General features: G+C 49.5%; 18 protein-coding genes. 6 read left to right on the top strand and 12 right to left on the bottom strand.

Going from position 1 to position 20,855, the window contains the following annotated elements; genetic code table 11:
* Window positions 1-260 precede the first annotated feature (260 nt).
* Window positions 261-821 carry a D-glycero-beta-D-manno-heptose 1,7-bisphosphate 7-phosphatase gene (gene gmhB / locus BZJ21_RS07080; protein ID WP_101494561.1) on the bottom strand — a complete coding sequence of 187 codons (561 nt, stop codon included), beginning with the start codon at window positions 819-821 and terminating at the stop codon, window positions 261-263.
* Between the two features lie 120 nt (window positions 822-941).
* On the opposite strand from gmhB, the gene tsaA reads away from it, so the two are divergent.
* The 6 genes from tsaA to BZJ21_RS07050 all read left to right on the top strand — a co-directional run bounded on the left by tsaA (window position 942) and on the right by BZJ21_RS07050 (window position 6,210).
* Window positions 942-1,667, top strand: a complete 726-nt coding sequence (tsaA, locus tag BZJ21_RS07075; protein ID WP_077661042.1) for a tRNA (N6-threonylcarbamoyladenosine(37)-N6)-methyltransferase TrmO — start codon at window positions 942-944, stop codon at window positions 1,665-1,667.
* Between the two features lie 44 nt (window positions 1,668-1,711).
* Window positions 1,712-3,427, top strand: a complete 1,716-nt coding sequence (locus BZJ21_RS07070; RefSeq protein ID WP_077669437.1) for a proline--tRNA ligase — start codon at window positions 1,712-1,714, stop codon at window positions 3,425-3,427.
* Window positions 3,428-3,646: 219 nt separating this feature from the next.
* A complete protein-coding gene (locus BZJ21_RS07065) occupies window positions 3,647-4,777 on the top strand; it encodes a patatin-like phospholipase family protein (protein ID WP_077576831.1) in 1,131 nt (376 codons plus the stop codon).
* Between the two features lie 122 nt (window positions 4,778-4,899).
* Window positions 4,900-5,754 carry a GGDEF domain-containing protein gene (locus tag BZJ21_RS07060; protein WP_021021983.1) on the top strand — a complete coding sequence of 285 codons (855 nt, stop codon included), beginning with the start codon at window positions 4,900-4,902 and terminating at the stop codon, window positions 5,752-5,754.
* A 62-nt stretch (window positions 5,755-5,816) separates the two neighbouring features.
* Window positions 5,817-6,020, top strand: coding sequence for a YaeP family protein (locus BZJ21_RS07055; RefSeq protein WP_021021984.1), 204 nt, complete (start codon window positions 5,817-5,819; stop codon window positions 6,018-6,020).
* 1 nt (window position 6,021) lies between these two features.
* A complete protein-coding gene (locus BZJ21_RS07050; protein WP_077576830.1) occupies window positions 6,022-6,210 on the top strand; it encodes a DUF4250 domain-containing protein in 189 nt (62 codons plus the stop codon).
* A gap of 71 nt (window positions 6,211-6,281) precedes the next feature.
* Here BZJ21_RS07050 and BZJ21_RS07045 read toward each other — a convergent pair whose 3' ends face one another.
* The 11 genes from BZJ21_RS07045 to bamA all read right to left on the bottom strand — a co-directional run bounded on the left by BZJ21_RS07045 (window position 6,282) and on the right by bamA (window position 20,838).
* Window positions 6,282-7,631 (bottom strand): sodium-dependent transporter, encoded by a 1,350-nt coding sequence (locus tag BZJ21_RS07045; RefSeq protein ID WP_077669436.1) that lies wholly within the window; start codon window positions 7,629-7,631, stop codon window positions 6,282-6,284.
* Window positions 7,632-7,825: 194 nt separating this feature from the next.
* On the bottom strand, window positions 7,826-9,127 hold the full coding sequence (tilS, locus tag BZJ21_RS07040) for a tRNA lysidine(34) synthetase TilS (protein WP_158075511.1): 1,302 nt from the start codon (window positions 9,125-9,127) through the stop codon (window positions 7,826-7,828).
* A gap of 97 nt (window positions 9,128-9,224) precedes the next feature.
* Complete coding sequence (accA, locus tag BZJ21_RS07035; protein WP_021021988.1) at window positions 9,225-10,184, bottom strand: acetyl-CoA carboxylase carboxyl transferase subunit alpha; 960 nt, start codon at window positions 10,182-10,184, stop codon at window positions 9,225-9,227.
* 55 nt (window positions 10,185-10,239) lie between these two features.
* Window positions 10,240-13,719: a DNA polymerase III subunit alpha gene (gene dnaE / locus BZJ21_RS07030; protein ID WP_077669434.1), complete on the bottom strand. Its 3,480-nt coding sequence runs from the start codon at window positions 13,717-13,719 to the stop codon at window positions 10,240-10,242.
* 45 nt (window positions 13,720-13,764) lie between these two features.
* Window positions 13,765-14,364 carry a ribonuclease HII gene (rnhB, locus tag BZJ21_RS07025; RefSeq protein ID WP_077459727.1) on the bottom strand — a complete coding sequence of 200 codons (600 nt, stop codon included), beginning with the start codon at window positions 14,362-14,364 and terminating at the stop codon, window positions 13,765-13,767.
* Window positions 14,357-15,511 carry a lipid-A-disaccharide synthase gene (gene lpxB, locus BZJ21_RS07020; RefSeq protein WP_077669433.1) on the bottom strand — a complete coding sequence of 385 codons (1,155 nt, stop codon included), beginning with the start codon at window positions 15,509-15,511 and terminating at the stop codon, window positions 14,357-14,359. Before lpxB ends, rnhB begins: the two co-directional genes overlap by 8 nt.
* Window positions 15,511-16,299 (bottom strand): acyl-ACP--UDP-N-acetylglucosamine O-acyltransferase, encoded by a 789-nt coding sequence (gene lpxA, locus BZJ21_RS07015; RefSeq protein ID WP_021021992.1) that lies wholly within the window; start codon window positions 16,297-16,299, stop codon window positions 15,511-15,513. The genes lpxB and lpxA overlap by 1 nt, the downstream gene beginning before the upstream one ends.
* A 2-nt stretch (window positions 16,300-16,301) precedes the next feature.
* The gene (gene fabZ / locus BZJ21_RS07010) at window positions 16,302-16,754 is read right to left on the bottom strand and encodes a 3-hydroxyacyl-ACP dehydratase FabZ (RefSeq protein ID WP_077576836.1); all 453 of its coding nucleotides are present in this window, start codon (window positions 16,752-16,754) and stop codon (window positions 16,302-16,304) included.
* A gap of 84 nt (window positions 16,755-16,838) precedes the next feature.
* The gene (gene lpxD, locus BZJ21_RS07005; RefSeq protein WP_077459730.1) at window positions 16,839-17,864 is read right to left on the bottom strand and encodes a UDP-3-O-(3-hydroxymyristoyl)glucosamine N-acyltransferase; all 1,026 of its coding nucleotides are present in this window, start codon (window positions 17,862-17,864) and stop codon (window positions 16,839-16,841) included.
* 14 nt (window positions 17,865-17,878) lie between these two features.
* Window positions 17,879-18,388: an OmpH family outer membrane protein gene (locus tag BZJ21_RS07000; protein ID WP_021021995.1), complete on the bottom strand. Its 510-nt coding sequence runs from the start codon at window positions 18,386-18,388 to the stop codon at window positions 17,879-17,881.
* Window positions 18,389-18,408: 20 nt separating this feature from the next.
* Window positions 18,409-20,838: an outer membrane protein assembly factor BamA gene (gene bamA / locus BZJ21_RS06995; protein ID WP_077459731.1), complete on the bottom strand. Its 2,430-nt coding sequence runs from the start codon at window positions 20,836-20,838 to the stop codon at window positions 18,409-18,411.
* Between the last annotated feature and the right edge of the window lie 17 nt (window positions 20,839-20,855).

Genomic DNA, 20,855 nt, shown 5'->3' with positions numbered 1-20,855 from the left:
GTCTATTCTCAACGAGTGCCCACACAGATTGCATAGGTCAAATTGTTAAAGAGCGCCGCTCATCGTTGAGCGGGAGTGGCATAATACGCCACTTTGGCACTGAGTCAAGCATTTTGTTTTGCTTGTCTGTGTTGCCGTTGCTAGCTCGGCTTGCCGTGCCAACGAGAAGCGAATTATAGAGAGTTGTTTTTTTGATGCAAGTGTTTTTGTTCAAAAAAAATCTAATCGCACAACTTTTCGCCGTATCGTTAAATATATGTTTACGCTTGGGTATCTTTCAATGCATCCGGCACATCGGCAATCGATACGAGGACCTCAGTCGCTAACGCCATCCCTTCTTCGGTAATAGGCTTCCCTGAACGAACCAGAAATCGCGTTTCGATGCCTGCTGCTTGAGCGGCTTTCATGTCATCTGCTTTATCACCCACCATCACAGAGCGAGATAAATCAATATCAAGCTCTTCCGCTGCCTCTAAGAGCATGCCTGGTTTAGGTTTTCGGCAGTCACAATCAAGTTGATATTCACCGATGCCGTCTAATGCATGATGCGGGCAATAGTAGATGCCATCGAAATCGACACCTTTATCGGCAAAGTTCCAATCCATCCACTCTGTCAATTGTAAGAAATCTTCTTCGCTGTAGTAACCCCGAGCAATGCCCGCTTGATTAGTGACTAACACTAAAAGATACCCTTTTTCTTTTAACGCGCGGCACGCCTCAAACACACCGTCAATGTATTCAAAGTTATCGATACTGGCCACATAACCGTGGTCAACATTCACCACGCCATCACGATCGATAAAAATTGCTGGTAGCCTCACGCATTTTTCCTCTTCATCAATAGTCACCAGATTATGTCACGCTCAAGACTGACTTGCATCCATACTCCCTGTCTCTTTCGCATGCTAGTATAGCGGCTTTATTGTCGGGTTTATTCGTTTATGCGCTCCCCATTTTCTATCACGCCGATCGGCACGCTCCAATCACCGTTTAAAGAAAAGTTTGCTGTTCCTCGCCAACCGGGGCTGGCACCGAGTGCGCTTGCCCACCTTAAATTACACGATGACGCGAATCAGATTGAGGCTGTCCGAGGCATCGAACAATATTCCCATCTATGGTTGCTCTTTCTCTTTGACCAAAACTTAGAGAAAGGATGGCGACCGACAGTGCGTCCCCCTCGTTTAGGTGGGAATGAACGTATTGGCGTCTTTGCTAGCCGAGCGACGTTTCGCCCTAACGGTATTGGCATGTCAGCCGTCGAGTTAGTTGATGTGTCACAGGATAACGGGCAGGTCACCTTAACACTGCGCGGATGCGATCTCGTCGACCAGACACCTATCATCGATATAAAACCATACATTCCCTATTCAGATAGCATAGCCGACGCTCAAGGCGGATTTGCTCAAACCAAACCAACCCCAATGGACGTCCGTTTTTCTGACAACGCATTACAGGCTTTATCTCAATCTCCTTATCAAGCCTACCATCAACGCGTGATAAGCGAAGTATTAGCCCAGGATCCTCGTCCTGCTTATAAACAGGGTAAAAAGGATGATAAATGTTACGCCGTACACCTTTTTGATTTTAACGTGCGGTTTTATGTACAACCTACGCAAATCCTGGTCGTGGCGGTAGAAGCTTTTGTCGAAACTCCCCCACACTGTTAATATGTTTGGACTTATTGAACGCCAATTTCAACGGATAACTTTAAATGCGTACCAGTCAATATCTGCTTTCTACCTTGAAAGAAACCCCTAGCGACGCAGAGATTGTCAGCCACCAGCTGATGCTGCGCGCGGGCATGATTCGAAAACTTGCCTCTGGCCTTTATACTTGGTTGCCTTCGGGTGTCCGCGTACTTCACCATGTTGAACGCATTGTGCGCGAAGAAATGAATCGAGCCGGTGCCGTTGAGACCATGATGCCCGTTGTCCAACCTGCTGATCTTTGGTTAGAGACGGGGCGCTGGGAGAAGTTTGGTCCTGAGCTACTTCGTATTGCTGACCGCCATCAGCGTGATTTTGTCTTAGGCCCTACGCATGAAGAAGTGATTACGCACTTGGCACGTAATGAAATTAATTCATACAAGCAACTGCCGCTCAATCTTTATCAAATCCAAACCAAGTTCCGTGATGAAGTACGTCCAAGATTTGGTGTTATGCGCTCACGTGAATTCACAATGAAAGACGCGTACAGTTTTGATATTGATAAAGCAGGCATGGAACAAAGCTACGAGAAAATGCGTGCGGCCTACTGTGCCATTTTTGATCGTATGGGGCTGGATTATCGTGCTGTGTTAGCAGATACCGGTGCGATTGGTGGGTCAGCATCACACGAGTTCCATGTCCTGGCCGACAGTGGTGAAGATCTGATTGCATTTTCAACCGAGTCCGACTACGCGGCAAATATTGAAAAAGCCGAAGCTTTGGCACCTAAAACGCAGGCTGATGCACCGACCCAAGAAATGACGCTCGTCGATACTCCTGATGCGAAAACCATCGCTGAGTTGGTTGCGCAGTTTGAGCTTCCGATTGAAAAGACGGTAAAAACTTTATTTGTCAAAGCCTCTGACGAGGTAGAGTCTGATCTTATCGCCCTAATCATCCGTGGTGACCACGAGTTGAATGAAGTGAAAGCAGAGAACCTACCACAGGTTGCTGCACCACTTACCTTTGCGACTGAAGAAGAAATCCGCGCACTGGTTGGAGCGGGTCCTGGCTCTTTAGGGCCTGTCAACTTACCATCTCCTTTCATCGTTGACCGCAGTGTGGCAGTCATGAACGATTTTGGCGCAGGTGCCAATATCGACGATAAGCACTACTTCGGGATCAACTGGGGACGCGATGCGGCGCTTGGCCAAGTTGAGGACCTACGTAACGTTGTCGAAGGCGACCCTAGCCCGTGTGGCAAAGGAACGCTGATGTTTAAACGCGGTATTGAAGTCGGTCATATTTTCCAGCTTGGTAATAACTACTCGCAAAAAATGAATGCCGGCGTGCTTGGACAGGATGGCAAGAACGCGATGCTAGAAATGGGCTGTTACGGTATCGGCATTACGCGTGTGATTGCTGCCGCCATCGAACAGAACCATGACCAAAATGGCATTATCTGGCCCGATGCCCTTGCGCCATTTAAAGTTGCCATTGTACCGATGAATATGCATAAGTCTGAGCGCGTACGCGAAGCAGCAGAAGCACTCTATGCTGATCTGACTCACGCTGGTATCGATGTATTATTCGATGATCGTAAAGAGCGCCCAGGCGTCATGTTCTCCGACATTGAACTTGTCGGTGTTCCTCACACGATTGTTATCGGAGAGCGCAGCATGGATAACGGAGTGTTCGAGTACAAACACCGTCGTGATGGCGAGAAAGTGCCTTTTGCGATTGACGATGCACTGACTTTCATTCAATCAAAACTCGCTTAAATAGCGCGTGATGGTTGCATTCAATACCCCGTTTTAGCGGGGTATTTTTTTTGCTGATTTGTTGCCAATCGACCTCACTGATTACAAAGCCCTCTATTCAACGCAGTCACCATCCGCAATGTTTAAAAGATTGAATGTTGGAAAGAGTGTGACAATGACCATGCATCGGCGCACACAGGCTGTCTATAATCAAACTGTTAGCGCGAGGATGAGATATGTATGGCCAAAAGCAAACCTAAGACAGCTTTGGTGCTGACTGGCGGTGGGGCCCGAGCCGCTTACCAAGTTGGTGTGTTATCGGCGATCGCGCAGTGGTATCCGCGCGTGCATACTAGCCCGTTTACTATTTATTGTGGCACATCAGCCGGTGCGATTAATGCCGTCTCCCTTGCGAGCCATGCGTCATGTTTTCGACTAGGCGTCAAAAAACTGTCGTGGCTATGGCGCCGATTGAGTACGTCTCGTGTCATTGCGAGTCACCCCAGCGCATTGATTGGCCACCTGTTGTCACAAACCGGGCAACGTTTTCAGTCTCACTATCAACCTCCCATTCCCTTTGGCTTACTAAATAACCGACCTTTACGCTATCTGCTTAATCAAACCATTAACTTTAATAAACTTAATTATCAGCTCTTAGCTGGGCACTTACACGGGCTATCCGTCACCGCCTCTAACTATCAAACCGGCCAGTCAGTCAGCTTTTTCCAAGGAGATCCGGAGATTCCGCCTTGGGTACGTGCCCGTGCGGTGGGCCGCCGCAGTCAAATATCAACAGAACACTTACTCGCCTCTTCCGCTATTCCGTTCATGTTTCCAGCATCTAGAATTGGCCATGAGTTTTACGGTGACGGTGCCATCCACCAGATCGCACCTTTGCGGCCAGCGGTAAAAATGGATGCAGAGCGTATCCTCATTTTAGATTTGACCACTGGGATCCGGCAATCTGCTCAAATAAATCATGCAGCTCCTGGGCTAGCAATGCTCGGCGGTCACCTGATGAATGCCATTTTCGCCGATACACTGTCTGCAGATTTGGAGCACCTTCAACGACTTAATCAAGTGGCTAGTGCGCTGACGCCATCACAGCAGCAACAGTTGGGATTACGCCATATTGATGTCTTACATCTGCGTCCTTCTGAGCCTTTTGAGCCCCTAGCCAAGCGTTTTTACCCACATATGCCGATAGCCTTGCGGAGTTTACTCAAATTATTAGGCATCAATGCCGGTCAAGATGCGACCCTAGCGAGTTATTTGTTATTTGAGCCGGCATACCTTCGCCAGTTGATTGACATTGGTTATCGCGATGCACACAATCATCAGTCTGATATTCTCTCTCTACTGACCGATTAATTATCTAAAAAACAACATGCTTATTAGCCTCTCCTCACCATGATTAGGATGAATATTAAAGGCTGGCATGATTTCTGCTTTACCATTACAAACACACACGATTGTAGAGTTGTTATCCTTTAATGAATGCCTCGCACATAAAGCAGTATACAAAGGCTGATTCCCCCCCGCGGATTATTCCGTTGGGCGCCGATCAGCGATTGTTGTTGCTGCAAAAACTGCAAGGCCACCTTGATATAAAGGTCCTGTTCGAGGTCTATGCGCGTCAATTAGAAAAACATATCGATATCGGTCGGATTATTTGGGAGCACGATGACATCTCCAATATCATTCGCCGTGGTGAGCAACATACCTTTCGTCAAACGTTTTCAATCAAGTTCAATAAACAGCCGCTTGGTGTCCTTCAATATTCGACACCTTATAAGCTCGACCGAGACGAAATTAGCTTGTTACACACCTACCACAAGTTATTAGCCGGCCCGCTTAATAATGCCGTTGAGTATACGCGTGTGAAAAATATGGCGTTACTTGATGGTTTAACAGGCTTACACAACCGTACGAGCTTTGAGCAGGATCTTCAGCATGCGGTTGCTGTATGCGAGCGAGAAAATATCGGCCTTGTGATGGTGATGTTCGATATGGACAACTTTAAACAAGTCAATGACACCTATGGTCATTTGGACGGCGATAAAGTGTTACGCCGCTTTTCATTGCTGGTTAGGGAAGCGGTAAGAGGAAGTGATCGCTGCTATCGACTGGGCGGCGATGAGTTTGCCGTCATCTTACAGCCCGCCAGCCAAACGTCAGTCAAGCGAGTCACAACACGCGTTAAACAACTCGTTGGCCAAGACCACCTGCTATCCAGCCATCAGATCAGTGCCTCGGTCGGATTTTCTGAGTATCGACAAGGCGACAATAATCTCTCTCTTTACGAGCGTGCTGACCAGAGCATGTACCGCCAAAAGCGCGCACGTTAATACTTTCCTCCTGCCGGTGAGATTGGGTATAGTGCTCCTTATCATCACTTGAGGAGACAATCATGAAAGTTGCAGACTGCTGTGATCTTATTCGCCAACGCTATGCCGAAATAGGCAGTGGTGAGCAAGGCTATATTCCCGCGGCGATCCACTGCGCGATCAACACCCTAAACGACGTTGCACAAGATCCGTCGATTCCTCAGTCACGTCGCGACCAAGCTGCATTTGCAGCCGCCAATTTATTGATTAGCGATCACGAGGATTAAGATGGATTTAAACAATTACGCGACCATGGATCCTGTGATGCTGATGAGCATCATCAACATGAAGCTGCGTGATGAATTCGATGGCTTGGACGATTTGGTTCGCTATTACGAGATAGATAAAGCCGCTCTCTGTGCTCGGCTTAAAGACGCGGGCTTTGACTACCTGGAAGCAACGAAGCAATTTCGGTAATCAGGATTAAAACGAGAAAAGCGGACATGATGTCCGCTTTTTATCTCAATTCACCCTGTGAGCGTGTTCGCTTAACCCAGTGACACCCATAACACAGTTGCCACCAAAATAGGACACACGAACTTCACATAGGCGGGCCAAATTTTCCAAAAAAGGCTCTGTTCAATCTCTTCATAGCCCTCACGTAAGGCAGACAATTTACGGTCACGCGCCCAGATCCAGCCACCAAATAAGCAAAACAGTAAAGCAGCAAAAGGCTGGAAGTATTGCGTCGCCACTTTTGCCACTAACCCGAACAAAGTACCAAAGTGGAAAACAATCACTGCACTAAACGCCGCAATCAAGCCGCCAAGCACCCAGCTTGTCAATTTACGATTTGATCCTAACCGCTCGCTAGCCAGTGCAACCGGACACTCGAGCATAGAAATAGAAGACGTCAGTGCGGCAATCGTCATTAATAAGAAGAAGACCAAAGACACATAGGGGCCAGCAGCACCTAAGCTTTCAAACAGCAAGGGTAACACGGTGAATACTAAGGTATCGGCGCTAAGTAAGCTGCCATCCTGAGCATAGATTTCGACGCCCTGATGCATCGCCACAAACATCGCTGGCAATACCACTAACCCCGCGACTACCGCCACAGCAGTATCCACCAAAGTCACACTCAAGGCCATCTTCGGCAAATTCTCTTTCTGGCTAAGGTAAGAGCCATAAATCAACATCGAGCACCCACCAATCGTCAGCGAAAAGAACCCTTGCCCCATCGCGGCTAGCAACAAGTCTTTGTCCATGATCTTGCTAAAGTCTGGGATGAGATAGTGCTTTAGTCCTTCTGTCGCGCCTGGCAATGTCATGATGTAGATGAACATGGCGGCAAATAAGACAAATAGCGCAGGCATCAAACGCGTTGACCAGCGTTCGATCCCTTGCTTGACCCCGGCTTGGACGATAAAAATAGTCAAAACATAAAAAAGGATAGCACCAAACAGGTTACGCGACGCCGAAAAGCCTTTTAACCAAGCCGCTGTATCGGTAAATTGCAGGATCTCTGCGACCGCGGCGAGCAAAAATGACACTAACCAACCACCAACGATGCTATAAAACGCTAACACCATACAAGGCACCGCAAGGCCAATAAGACCCACACTACTGCCTAAGCGCTTCATTAGTGGGTTGTCACTTAATGCACGCATACTATCTAGCGGGTTAGCTCGACCATGACGGCCTATCGCCATCTCGACCACCAGCATCGGAAACGCGACCAGCAGAATCATCAAAAGATAGACGAGCAAAAAAGCGCCCCCGCCATTACTGGCCGCTTGTGTCGGAAAACCCCAAATATTACCGAGCCCAACCGCAGCCCCTGCTGCAGCGAGAACGAAGCCAATTCTAGTACCGAATAACTCGCGACTTGATGCCATTACCACTCACCTCATGTATCATTAGACTAGTACATTAAGTAATTCGGGAAAATTAAGCAAGCCCGGGGCGCTTAACTGCTCAATTAATCATCACTAGACGGGCATGCTATTATGCCGCCATGATGCGCGATGTTTCTTTTGTCCTCGGTTTAACGGAGTAAAAATAGGTAAACATCCGTTTGCAAAGACTAACGCTAACGTTGCCAAACGAGTCGCCATTGCTGACCACTAGCCCCTAGACGAACAAAATGGTCAGCCACCGCTACCACGCCCTGATCGTCACAGACAATAGGTTGCCGACGACGTAACCAACTTGGGATCGCCGCCTCTTGATAGAGCTTCTTCAATTTTCGCCGCCCTTGCCGCCCAACAGGATGCATTGCTAAGCCACTCGGATTAAAGTGGACCTTGAGCGTTGAGGTTAATGGTCCGAGCGCTAAACCTGGCGCTGTCGCCTCAAAGGGCAACAAGTGCAATTGTCCAAGCCCATCGGGTAGCGTCAGAGGCTGCTCCAGTGTTAACTCTCCTTGCCACTGCGATAAATCGGCACAAGGTGTGACGACATAAAGCTGTTGCTGATAGCGACGAATACTGACATCTGCGATCGTCAAACACGGGTTAGCGTCTTGTTTGGCGTGGATCACGTCACGGATAAGCACCTGTAACTGCGCATAAGTGAGCACCAACTTATATCGCTTTAGCCAATGACGGAGCAGCGCATGCGCCATGGCAGGATCCGCTTGGGGGAGTACCGCGATCGGTAACGCGCCTGAATCACTCAGTGCATTTTCCACTATCGGCGCGATAAAACGCGTCAGCAGCGAGGATTGCTCTGCACATAGGCGCTGTGTGCGTTGAACGGCTTGTCGAAAGCCAGGCCAGCGCGCATCGGCTTCCGGTAACCAGTGCTGACGTAAGAAGTTGCGATCAAAGCGAGTTTGCTGATTGCTAGGGTCATCAATCCAACTCAGCCCATGGCTGCTGGCATAGCTTGCAAGGGCAGCACGTGATTGGGCTAAGAGAGGCCGCACGAGCCAGCCCTGTCCTAATGGACGCACCTCGGGCATCCCTGCTAATCCGTCGAGGCCACTGCCACGCTTTAGCGCGAGGAAAAATGTTTCAACCTGATCGTCACCATGCTGCGCCGTCAATACTAAACCTTCCGGCTCTAGATGTTGTTGCAAGGCCTGATACCTTGCTTCACGCGCGGCGTGTTCAAGACTGAGCGCACTGTCTAGTTCAACATGCTCAATTCGACAGTCAAAGCCCGCTTGTGCAGCCCAGTGTTGGCATTGTCTCGCCCATTGTTCAGCCTGCAGTTGCAAACCATGATTGACGTGGACCACCCGATAACAATGCTGGGGGTGCTGATCACGATACTGAGCCAACAGTGCAAGCAGCACCCGAGAGTCCAGACCACCGCTTAATGCGAGAATGATCTGCCGTGGCGTCGTGGTTAACGGTGCCAAACAATCACAAAGTTGTTGGTAAAGCATAGGCATTCACTGTCGATATAATCGGCCATTGTTGCTGGCCGCTGGTAAAAAGAAAAGGGCCCGAAGGCCCTTTTATCCCTATAAATACCATAACGGCTTAGCAATAACCGTAGTTCAATAAACGCTGGTAACGACGATCGCGCAGGCTTTCCGTATCCAAGCCTTCCAAATCAGCCAGCTGGGCCAACAAGGTGTCTTTAATACGCTCTGCCATCGCGGTTAAATCGCGATGGGCGCCCCCAAGTGGTTCGCTAATCACAGTATCAATTAAACCCAGCTCTTTAAGCCGTGGCGCTGTGATCCCCATTGCATCCGCCGCTTGAGGGGCTTTTGCTGAATCACGCCAAAGAATCGACGCACATCCCTCAGGCGAAATCACCGAATAGGTTGAGTATTGCAGCATGTTAACGTAATCGCCTACGCCTATCGCTAACGCTCCTCCAGAGCCTCCTTCACCGACCACATTACAAATAATGGGGACAGTTAACCCAGCCATTTCTTTAAGGTTTCGAGCAATCGCTTCCGACTGGCCGCGCTCTTCCGCGCCCACACCAGGATACGCGCCGGCGGTATCAATAAAGGTGATCACAGGAATATTAAACCGTTCCGCCATCTTCATCAGGCGTAATGCTTTACGGTACCCTTCTGGTTTTGGCATTCCAAAGTTACGTTTTACCTTTTCGTTAGTATCACGCCCTTTTTGGTGACCGATCACCATCACTGGACGTCCCTCAAGACGCGCCAATCCACCGACTAATGCTTTGTCGTCGGCATACGCACGATCGCCGGCCAGCTCATCAAATTCGTGAAAAATCCGGTTCAGATAATCGTAGGTGTAAGGGCGTTGTGGATGACGCGCCAACTGCGCGACTTGCCAAGCACCTAAATCAGCAAAAATCTTTCGAGTAAGCTCAACGCTTTTGGTTTCCAGCTGCTCGATTTCTTTATCTAAGTTAACCGCGTCTTCTCCGCCACGCTTGGACACCGCACGAAGGGCCTCAATTTTGGCTTCTAATTCTGCGATCGGTTTTTCGAACTCTAAAAAATTAAGACTCATACCAAGAGAATCCTATTGGTCACCGCCAGTGTACGCGATACGTCACCAGCCTGGCTTAGTTAAACTCTAATTCGACTTGATCATTACCGAGCAAGCCTTTCAAGGTGTCGATTAATTCATCGGTTGGCGTCACACGCCATTCCGCGCCTAAACGCAACCGAGCACGCGCATCATCACGCTGATAATAGATATTCACCGGCACCGTACCCGAACGATACGGCGCCAGTGCATCATGAAATCGTTCAAAAAAGGGTGCCTCTATTTGCTTAGATGACATCGATATGCCCAAACAACGCGCGTATTTTTCCCGCGCTTGGCTAATGTCCATCAATTCACGGGCGGTCATTTTAAGCCCCCCGTTGAAGTCATCAAAGCTGACCTGTCCTGAGACCACCAGAATGCGATCTTTCTCCACTAGATCAAGATATTTGTCGAGCACGTCAGAAAAAAGCATCACTTCCATTCGGCCCGAACGATCATCCAGGGTCAGTATCCCCAGCCGAGAGCCGCGTTTGGTGGTCATGACCCGCGCTGCAATCACCAACCCTGAAACGGTCGAGATCACATCGCGTTTAGTTGCGTGCGCATCTTCCAGCCGCCAGGTCACATAATTTTTCAGCTCTTTGCGGTAACTATTAATGGGATGACCGGTTAAATACAACCCTAGCGTTTCTCTCTCTCCCTCTAGCCATACTTTATCTGGCCAAGGGGCCGCATGCGCGTAGGCGTGCTCAACTTCTTCAGGGGCATCAGTTAATACCCCGAACATATCGGTTTGCCCATATGCTTCAGCTTGATGGTGTTGGCTCGCGGCGCGAATCGCTTCATCGACAGACGCCATCATCGCAGCACGATGTGGCCCCAGTTTATCCATAGCACCGGCGCGGATCAGCCGTTCAATCACACGTTTGTTGACTTTTTTAGTATCAATTCGAGCACAAAAATCAAACAAGTCTCGGAAATAACCGTCTTGCTCGCGAGCCGCGACAATTGTATCAATAGGGCCTTCGCCAACCCCTTTAATCGCCCCAATACCGTAGACAATCTCACCTTGGTCATTCACGGTAAAATGATGCAGACCCGCATTCACATCGGGCGGTAACACCGTCAGCTTCATGCGGCGACACTCTTCAACCAGCCCCACGACTTTATCGGTGTTATCCATATCAGCGGTCATCACCGCCGCCATAAACTCAGCGGGATAGTGCGCTTTTAGCCACAGCGTTTGATAAGAAACTAGCGCATATGCCGCTGAATGCGATTTGTTAAAGCCATAACCGGCGAACTTTTCTACTAAGTCGAAGATGCGCATCGCCAGCTCGCCATCAATGCCGTTGGCGATCGCCCCTTTCTCAAAGATTGCACGCTGCTTGGCCATTTCTTCGGGCTTTTTCTTACCCATGGCACGACGCAGCAAGTCTGCACCGCCCAGAGTATACCCCGCTAGCGTTTGCGCAATCTGCATCACCTGCTCTTGATAGAGAATGATGCCATAAGTCGGCTCAAGCGTTTCTTGCAGTGACGGATGTTGCCACTTCTCATCGGGATAAGAAACCTGCTCTCGGCCATGCTTACGGTCAATAAAGTTATCGACCATCCCTGATTGCAACGGGCCCGGCCGGAACAACGCCACCAAAGCGATCATGTCCTCAAAACTATCGGGCTGAAGACGCTTGATCAGCTCTTTCATGCCACGCGATTCCAGCTGGAAAACCGCGGTCGTCTCGGCTTTGCGCAGCATCTCAAAGGATGCCTGATCAGTCATCGGGATCGCGGTAATATCAATCGGATCCAGCCCTTTGGCTTTCAAGCGAGGATTGATCATGCCCAACGCCCAGTCGATGATCGTCAGGGTTCGCAGGCCCAGGAAATCAAACTTCACCAAGCCTGCGGTTTCAACATCATTTTTATCGAACTGGGTAACAGGGTGGTGTCCCTCGCTATCACAATAGAGTGGCGAGAAATCGGTAATCGTCGTGGGCGAAATCACTACCCCGCCCGCATGCTTACCCGCGTTACGTGTGACCCCTTCCAGCTTCCGCGCCATGTCGATCAGCGCTTTGACTTCTTCATCATTGTTATAGACTTCGACCAGCTGGGGCTCTGCGTCAAAGGCTTTCTCAAGAGTCATCCCTGGATCAGGAGGCACAAGTTTAGAAATGCGATCAACAAAGCCGTAAGGGTGACCCAACACCCGACCTACATCGCGAATAACCGCCTTGGCCGCCATGGTACCAAAGGTAATGATCTGAGATACCGCATCACGTCCGTACATTTCGGCGACATGGTCGATCACCAGATCGCGTTTATCCATACAGAAATCGACATCGAAATCCGGCATCGAGACACGCTCGGGATTCAAAAAGCGCTCGAAAAGCAGATCAAATTGCAGCGGATCCAGGTCGGTGATTTTGAGGGCATACGCAACCAATGAGCCAGCGCCCGAACCGCGCCCTGGACCAACGGGGATATCGTTATCTTTTGACCATTGGATAAACTCCATGACGATCAAAAAGTACCCGGGAAATCCCATTTGGTTAATCACGCCAAGCTCACGCTCTAAGCGTGCGTCATAGTCGGGTCGTCGACGTGCTCTTTCTGCTTCATCAGGAAACAAAAAGGCGAGACGTTCTTCCAACCCCTCTTGCGAGCGTTTAACCAGGTACTGATCAATGTCCATTCCCTCGGTCGGGAAGTTCGGTAAGAAGTATTCGTTTAGCCGAACAGGCACATTACAGCGTTTGGCTATTTCAACACTATTGGTGAGTGCTTCGGGAATATCCGCAAACAGCTCACACATTTCTTGCTCAGTGCGTAAATACTGCTCTGCACTGTAGTGTTTAGGCCGACGCGGGTCATCGAGCGTAAAGCCATCATGAATCGCGACGCGAATTTCGTGAGCATCAAATTCATCGGGCGAGAGAAAACAGACTTCATTGGTCGCCACGACAGGTAAATCATGCTCGGCAGCAAAGTCGACCGCAAAATGGAGGTAGCTCTCTTCATCTTGGCGTCCGGTCCGCACCAACTCCATATAGTAAGCGTTAGGAAAGTACCGCTGGTAGAAGTGTGCGCACTGTTCAGCGAGCGCTTGGTTGCCTTTCAGTAAAGCACGACCCAAATCACCACGACAGCCGCCAGATAGCACAATTAGGCCTTCGGCATGGTCAACGAGCCATTGTTGATCAATCACAGGACGATGCTGCACATGGCCGCGCAAATACGCTTTGGAGATCAGTAATGTCAGGTTTTTGTACCCAACTTTATTGGTGGCAAGCAGGGTTAGCTGACATAACTCATCGCCAAACGCATCAGACTGAACATTAAAATCTGCCCCGATAATGGGCTTAACACCCACATTGTTCGCAGTGTTATAGAACTTAACCAACCCACATAAATTACTGAAATCGGTGAGTGCCATCGCAGGCATGCCCATTTCCGCCACTTTTTTTACCAATGGCGGCACTTTGGACACTCCATCAACCATGGAGTAATCACTATGAATGCGTAAGTGGACGAAACGTGGCTCAGACATAAAACTCGCTACTTCACTATGATTGGCTGAGATAAATAGCGCGCACTAGTCGATACCGAGTGCGCGTTTAACCGGCTTAAAGCTCTTACGATGCATCGGTAAGGCACCGTGCTCAGCTAAAGCGGCCATATGAACTTTAGTCGGATACCCTTTATGTTGGGCAAATCCGTAGCCTGGATACGCGGCATCCAGCAACGCCATTTCATGATCGCGATCGACCTTGGCTAAAATTGAGGCGGCACTGATTTCCGCCACGCGTAAGTCACCTTTCACAACGGCTTGCGCCGGCATCGGTAAGTCAGGTACGCGATTACCGTCAATCAGCGCATAATCTGGAGTAACCGACAGCCCATTCACCGCACGCTGCATCGCTAGCATCGTGGCGTGTAATATATTGAGTGCATCAATTTCATCAGGCTCAGCACGTCCAACAGACCATGAAAGCGCTTTTTGCTTGATCTGATCATACAGCGCAAGCCGCTTTTTCTCGCTCAATTTCTTTGAATCGGTTAATCCAACAATCGGCTGATTGGGATCTAAAATCACCGCCGCTGTCACCACCGCGCCGACAAGCGGGCCTCGCCCGACCTCATCAACACCAGCAATCACGTTGGCGTCCGGGTATACAAAAGGTTGTTCAGTCATGGTGACCCAATAGTGTTAATACTGCCTTGGCGGCGGAGGCATCCGCATTTTGACGAATGGTTTGATGCAACGCAGTAAAGGTGGACAACAGTGCTTGATTATCGCTATCAAGCTGATCACTAACGGCCTTCGCTAACGCCTCTGGCTGACAGTCTTCCTGTAGCAGTTCAGGCACCAGTGGCGCGTCTGCTAAAATATTCGGCAACGAGACATACTGGGTCTTAAGCAAACGCTTTGCCAGCCATGCTGTCAGTGGTTTCACGCGGTAGCCCACCACCATAGGACGCTTGAGTAACATGCATTCAAGCGCGACGGTTCCCGACGCCAGCAACACAGAATCGGCCGCACTAATAACCTGGCGCGCTGTATCGTCAACCAAGCTAAACGAAAGCTCTGGGGCAATGGCCTGCCAAGCTTGCTCAAACTGTTCGCGACGTGCCGAGTTAACCAAAGCAACCACAAAGCCAAGTTCCGGATAACGTGCCGCAAGCTGTTGGCAGGCTTGTATGAACGGCGGGGCTAACATCGCCATTTCACTGCCGCGACTTCCCGGAAGGACCGCTAACCAACGTTTATTAGGGTCAAGCCCTAGGGTTTGCTGTGCCGCCGTTTTATCCACTTGCATCGGAATGCTATCCGCCATGGTGTGACCGACAAAGGCACACGGCACGTCGAACTTGTCGTAAAACGCTTTTTCAAAGGGCAGAAACGCTAAGACAAGATCCGTGGCGGCCGCAATTTTAAAGATCCGCTTTTGCCGCCACGCCCACACTGACGGGCTGACGTAATGGACGGTTTTTATTCCGGTTTTTTTTAATGATGCTTCAAGACGTAAGTTAAAGTCCGGCGCATCAATACCAATAAAGACATCAGGCGGATGAGCAGTAAAGTGCTTCACCAGCGCGGCCTTCACATTCAATAAACGCGGCAGTCGACCCAAGACCTCGACCAGCCCCATCACGGACAGCTCTTCCATATCAAACAGGCTCTGGCAGCCTTGCGCTATCATTCGTGGGCCGCCAATGCCGACAAATTCAATATTCGGGTGCTGGGCGCGCAGTGCCTTGATGAGGCCTTCACCTAAAACATCGCCGGAGATTTCTCCGGCGACGATTCCAACCCGTAATGGACGCTCACTCGGTAACATTAACGAATAACGCCTCGCGTTGAGCGTGCAAAAAAGTCAACAAACAACGCCAATGCAGGTTCGTCTTCTGCTTGCGCCGCGAGCTCTTTTTTCACTTCTTCTAACGTTTTACCGGCGCGATACATGTTTTTATACACCGCACGAATGGCCCGAATGGCGGACTTGTCGAAGCCACGGCGTTTGAGACCCTCCACATTGATCCCAAACGGTGCGCAGTGATTGCCTTGAGCCATCACATACGGTGGCACGTCTTGAACCACAATGGATCCGCCACCGAGCATGGCATGACTACCAATGACGCAGAACTGGTGAATAGCTGACATCCCGCCCACTATCGCATAGTCATCGACATGGACGTGTCCTGCCAAAGTCGCATTGTTGGCAAAAATACAATGATTCCCCACCACACAATCATGGGCGACGTGGGCATTAATCATAAACAGGTTGTCGCTGCCAACTTTGGTTTCGCCTTTATCTTGCACCGTGCCGCGGTGCATGGTCACGCTTTCCCGAATGGTATTGCGATCACCAATTTCCAATGTTGTTGGCTCACCAGCATATTTAAGATCTTGGCATGCTTCACCAATGGAGGCGAACTGATAGATTCTATTATCACAACCAATACGCGTAGGCCCTTTGATCACCACATGGGTCATCACTTCGGTCCCTGCACCGATCTCTACACCCTTCCCCACATAAGAAAAGGCGCCAATTTTTACGTTTTCCCCCAGAACTACACCGTCTTCGACAACGGCAGCGGGATGGATATAGGCAGTTTCGTGGATCACAATTAGATCTCTCTTCTTGCGCACTTTAATTGAGCCGAGCAGACAACATCACCATCGACTTTTGCGACGCCAGTAAAGGCCGCAATACCTCGGCGCTCTTTAATAAATTCTACCTCGAGAACCAGTTGGTCGCCTGGCGAGACTGGGCGGCGGAATTTAGCATTATCAATGCTTGCAAAATAGTATAGCTCGTTGTCTTTCGGCTTACCGAAGGTCTTAAACGCGAGCAAGCCTGTCGCTTGCGCCATCGCCTCTAGGATCAGTACGCCTGGGAACACCGGCAGCTGCGGAAAATGCCCGGTGAACTGAGGCTCATTAGCCGTAATATTTTTAATCGCGTGAAGGTATTGCCCTTCTTCAAAATCGGTAACACGATCAATCAACAAAAAAGGATAGCGGTGTGGTAACAGCTCTTTGATTTCATTGATATATAGAACTTTGTTTTCGCGAGTCAAGGTAGTATTCCCGTTCAAATCCAATACTGACTTCATTAACGCAAAACGGCCCGCGTTACTAAGGCGGGCCTGCTATTCTCGGCGTTAATCTTGTTTGTCGAGCTGATGTTCCAGCTCTTTAAGTCGCTTGTGCATCTCGTCAATTTTGAGCACACGCGCGGCTGTTTTCCGCCACTCGCGGTTGGGCTGTAACGGAATACCGGACGAATACATGCCCGGCTCAGTGATTGGCCGCATTACCATCGCCATTCCTGTGATGGTCACGTTATCTGTGATTTCCATATGGCCATTAAACACGCTGGCGCCACCGATAATGCAGTGTTTGCCTACTTTGAGGCTGCCTGCCATTACCGTTGCACCCGCGATTGCCGTGTTCTCACCAATCGAGACATTATGCGCAATCTGGCACTGATTGTCGATAATCACGCCATCAGCAATCTCGGTATCATCCAACGCCCCACGGTCGATAGTGGTACAGGCACCTATTTCGACTCGGTTACCAATCACAACCCGGCCAAGCTGAGGGATTTTAATCCATTTGCCTTTGTCATTGGCGTAGCCAAACCCATCTGCGCCGATCACTGTTCCTGCTTGAACCAAACAATCTTGACCGATAACGACATGATGATAGACGCTAACATTGGCCCACAGTTTTGTCCGCGCGCCGAGTTTTGCGCCCTTACCAATAAAGCAACCTGCGCCAATTTGAACGTTGTCACCAATTAACGCCCCAGATTCAATCACCGCATTAGGACCAATGGCGACACCTTCACCTAGGATGGCATCATTTGCAACGACCGCTGACGACGCAATATCGGTGGCGCAGGCAGGGGTCGTATCTAAAATTTGTGCGACCTTCGCGTAGGCTAAATAGGGGTCTGCCACCACCAAGGCATTGCCATGGCAATAGGCAAGATCGCCTTCTTTAAGCATCACCGCGCTAGCACGACACAGTGCAAGACCCTTCCGATATTTCGGACTCGATAAGAAGGTGATTTGCCCTTCTCCCGCTGAATTCATCCCTGCAAGCGAGGTTATCGTTACAGCGCCGTCTCCGTGGAGCTGTGCATCCAGTTTTTCCGCTAATTCAGCGAGAGTAATTGAAACCATGGGCTCCTCGACGGTTAGTTAACTGCGTTAATCACTTTTTCAGACAAATCATCACTTGGGTTCGCATACAAAACGGCATTGGCATCAATCACGATGTCATAGCCCTCTTGCTCTGCCACTTTATCGACGGCTTTTTTCAGCTTTTGCACCAGCTTAGACTCTTCTTGGCCGCCGCGCTTGCGCTGATCTTCCTGCAAGGCTTTTACTTTGAGTTTATAGTCAGACTCCATCGACTGAAGCTCGCGTTGTAGCTTCACGCGCTCGTCTTCGCTCATCAACTCACCATTACGTTTAAGTTTTTCCACGCCTTTTGAGAGCTTTTCTTTCAAACGTTCAATCTCTGCGACGCGATCTTTAAATTCACCACGCAATTTTTCATTGAGGTTATTTTTTTGCGCCAGCTGCGACATCACAGCGCCGGTTGATACGTAGCCCACTTTCTGTGCAGCATCAGCCGCTGATGCGTACATGGACGTGGTCAATACCGCGACACTCAGTCCCGCTGCTTTCAAAAATGATTTCACAATAGTCTCCTTTCTGATCATCAGAATGTGCGCCCGATCGTGAAGGTAAAGAACTCTTCATCGTCGCCAGGCTGGCTAGTTATAGGTTTTGCGATGGAAAACACCAAAGGTGCCATCGGTGACATCCACTGCAGTGCCACACCGTAAGCGGCACTGACATTGGATGGATCTGAGTAGTCTTTTGTACCTGGGGGATAGCCCATATCGACCAGTTCTTGGCGATCAAACTCAGTGTCCCACACAGAGGCGGCATCAATAAAGACGCTGGTACGGATTTGCTCGCGTGCTTCATCTGAAGCAAATGGCGTCGGTACAATCAGCTCAACACTGGCAAGCGCCATGGCGTTACCACCAACCGCATCACTTGAACCGTAAGACCCTTCGGATTGTTCAATGTCCCCGTCCGGCTGCTCAGAGCCATCTGCTTCATAAATAGCTTTAGGGCCTACCGAGTTCGAGCGGAAGCCACGCAGAGATGAGAAGCCACCGGCATAATAGTTTTCATAAAACGGCAGCATATGGTCTTGGCCGTTGGTTTGACCATAGCCGTTACCATACGCGAGACGACCACGCGTTAAGAGCGTAAATTCATGCTCTTGTGTCAGCGGCATATACTGGCGAATATCGTACTGCATTTTAAAATACTGAACGTCGGACCCCGGCACTGTCATGCGATAAGAGGCTCGCTGATAATTACCGGCGGTTGGAAAGTAGCCACGGTTGAGATTATTGCGCGTCCATGAGACGGACATATCAAAATCATCAACTTCGAGTCCACCATTGCTCGTTAAGTGATCATTATGGCGTTCAAGAAACTTATCGATTTGGTAGTATTTACCAATATTTTCAATTTTGTTGTGGGTATACCCTAGCGAGAAATCGACTGAATTCAACTCATCGGTCCAAAAACCCCACGTCAGGCTTGTCCCGTAACTCTCGTTGGTATACTCAACAATATTGGCATCGCGCGCTTCAAACTCGTTGTAAAATACCTTACCACCCAGACTGACACCATCGAGGGTAAAGTAAGGGTCTCGGTACTCCAACGTTAGGTTTTTACGGTAATCATTGACCATGGCATTAATACCAAAGCGATTACCGGTACCGGCAAAGTTATCTTGCTGCAAACCGAGCTGTAAACTGGCGCCAGACTCGGTACCGTAACCGACACCAAAGTTAATGCTACCGGAGTTGGCTTCTTTGACTTTATAGTTAACATCGACTTGATCGTCCGTTCCCGGCACGCGTTGTGTATCCACTTCCACGTTTTGGAAAAAGCCGGTACGACTCAACCGCTCTTTCCCCCGAGTGACCGCTTTGGAGTTTAGCCAGGTTCCTTCCAGCTGTCGCATTTCGCGGCGTAACACTTCATCTTTAGACGTGGTATTCCCGGAAAAGCGGATATTGCGCACGTAGATACGCTTACCCGGCTCGACATTCACGGTCAGTGAGACTTGTTGGTTGTCATCGTCAAAAGTCGGCATGGTATTGACTTTGGGGTAGGCAAAGCCGGTTTCACCAAGATGGCGCTTAATGGCCTCTTCGAGTGCAGTCACCTTATCGCCATTGTAGGTATCACCACGGGTAAAGCTAACCAATGAACGGTAAGTGTCTTCGTTTTGCGGATCGCCACGAAAGTTGACATCAGCAATCTCATACGGCTTGCCTTCATTCACATTCAGAGTGATGTAAACACCCTTTTTATCTGGCGAAATAGCCACCTGGGTCGATTCAACGCGAAACTTTAAATACCCACGATTGAGATAAAAATTACGCAGTTTTTCCAGATCGCCAGCAAGCACCTGCTTTTGATACTTTTCGTTGGCTAAGAAATTCCACCACGGCACATCGGCACGCAAATCGAAGCTATCGCGTAATGCGTCATCACTGAAGACGTCGTTCCCCACGAAATTGATCTGCTCAATCTTGGCCGAGACGCCCTCAGTAAATACAAACTTCAAATCCGCGCGATTTCGCGGCAAAGGCGTAACAACGGCTTTTACCGACGCACTGTATTTACCCACACTGTAATAAAAGTCTTCTAAGCCTTTCTCAATATTACTAAGCTTTGTCCGATCAAGCGCCTCACCGACACGCAGCCCGGAAGACGTGAGGTTTTCTTGTAACTGCTCTTTTTTAATTGCTTTGTTGCCTGAGAACGAAATGCTCGCAATAGTAGGACGCTCCACGACTTTAACCAGCAAGGTTTCATCATCGCGATAGACGCGCACATCCTCGAAATTACCCGAGGCAAACAGTGCATTTATCACATCTGCCACATCCTCGTCGTCGACGTTGTCACCCACACGGACCGGCATCGATAGCAATGCAGCCCCTAAGCTGACGCGCTGTAGGCCTTCAAAGCGGATATCGCTTACCTCGAATGTGTCAGCATGCGCCATACTGCTGCTGACTAAAAGAGACGCTATTAATAGTTTTTTCATCGCCATGTGCTATCTGACTTATC

The organism is Salinivibrio costicola subsp. alcaliphilus (assembly GCF_001996185.1).
Classification (GTDB): Bacteria; Pseudomonadota; Gammaproteobacteria; order Enterobacterales; family Vibrionaceae; genus Salinivibrio; species Salinivibrio costicola.
The sequence above is the reverse complement of the archived record's forward strand: the minus strand, read 5'-3'. Positions and strand labels throughout refer to the sequence as shown.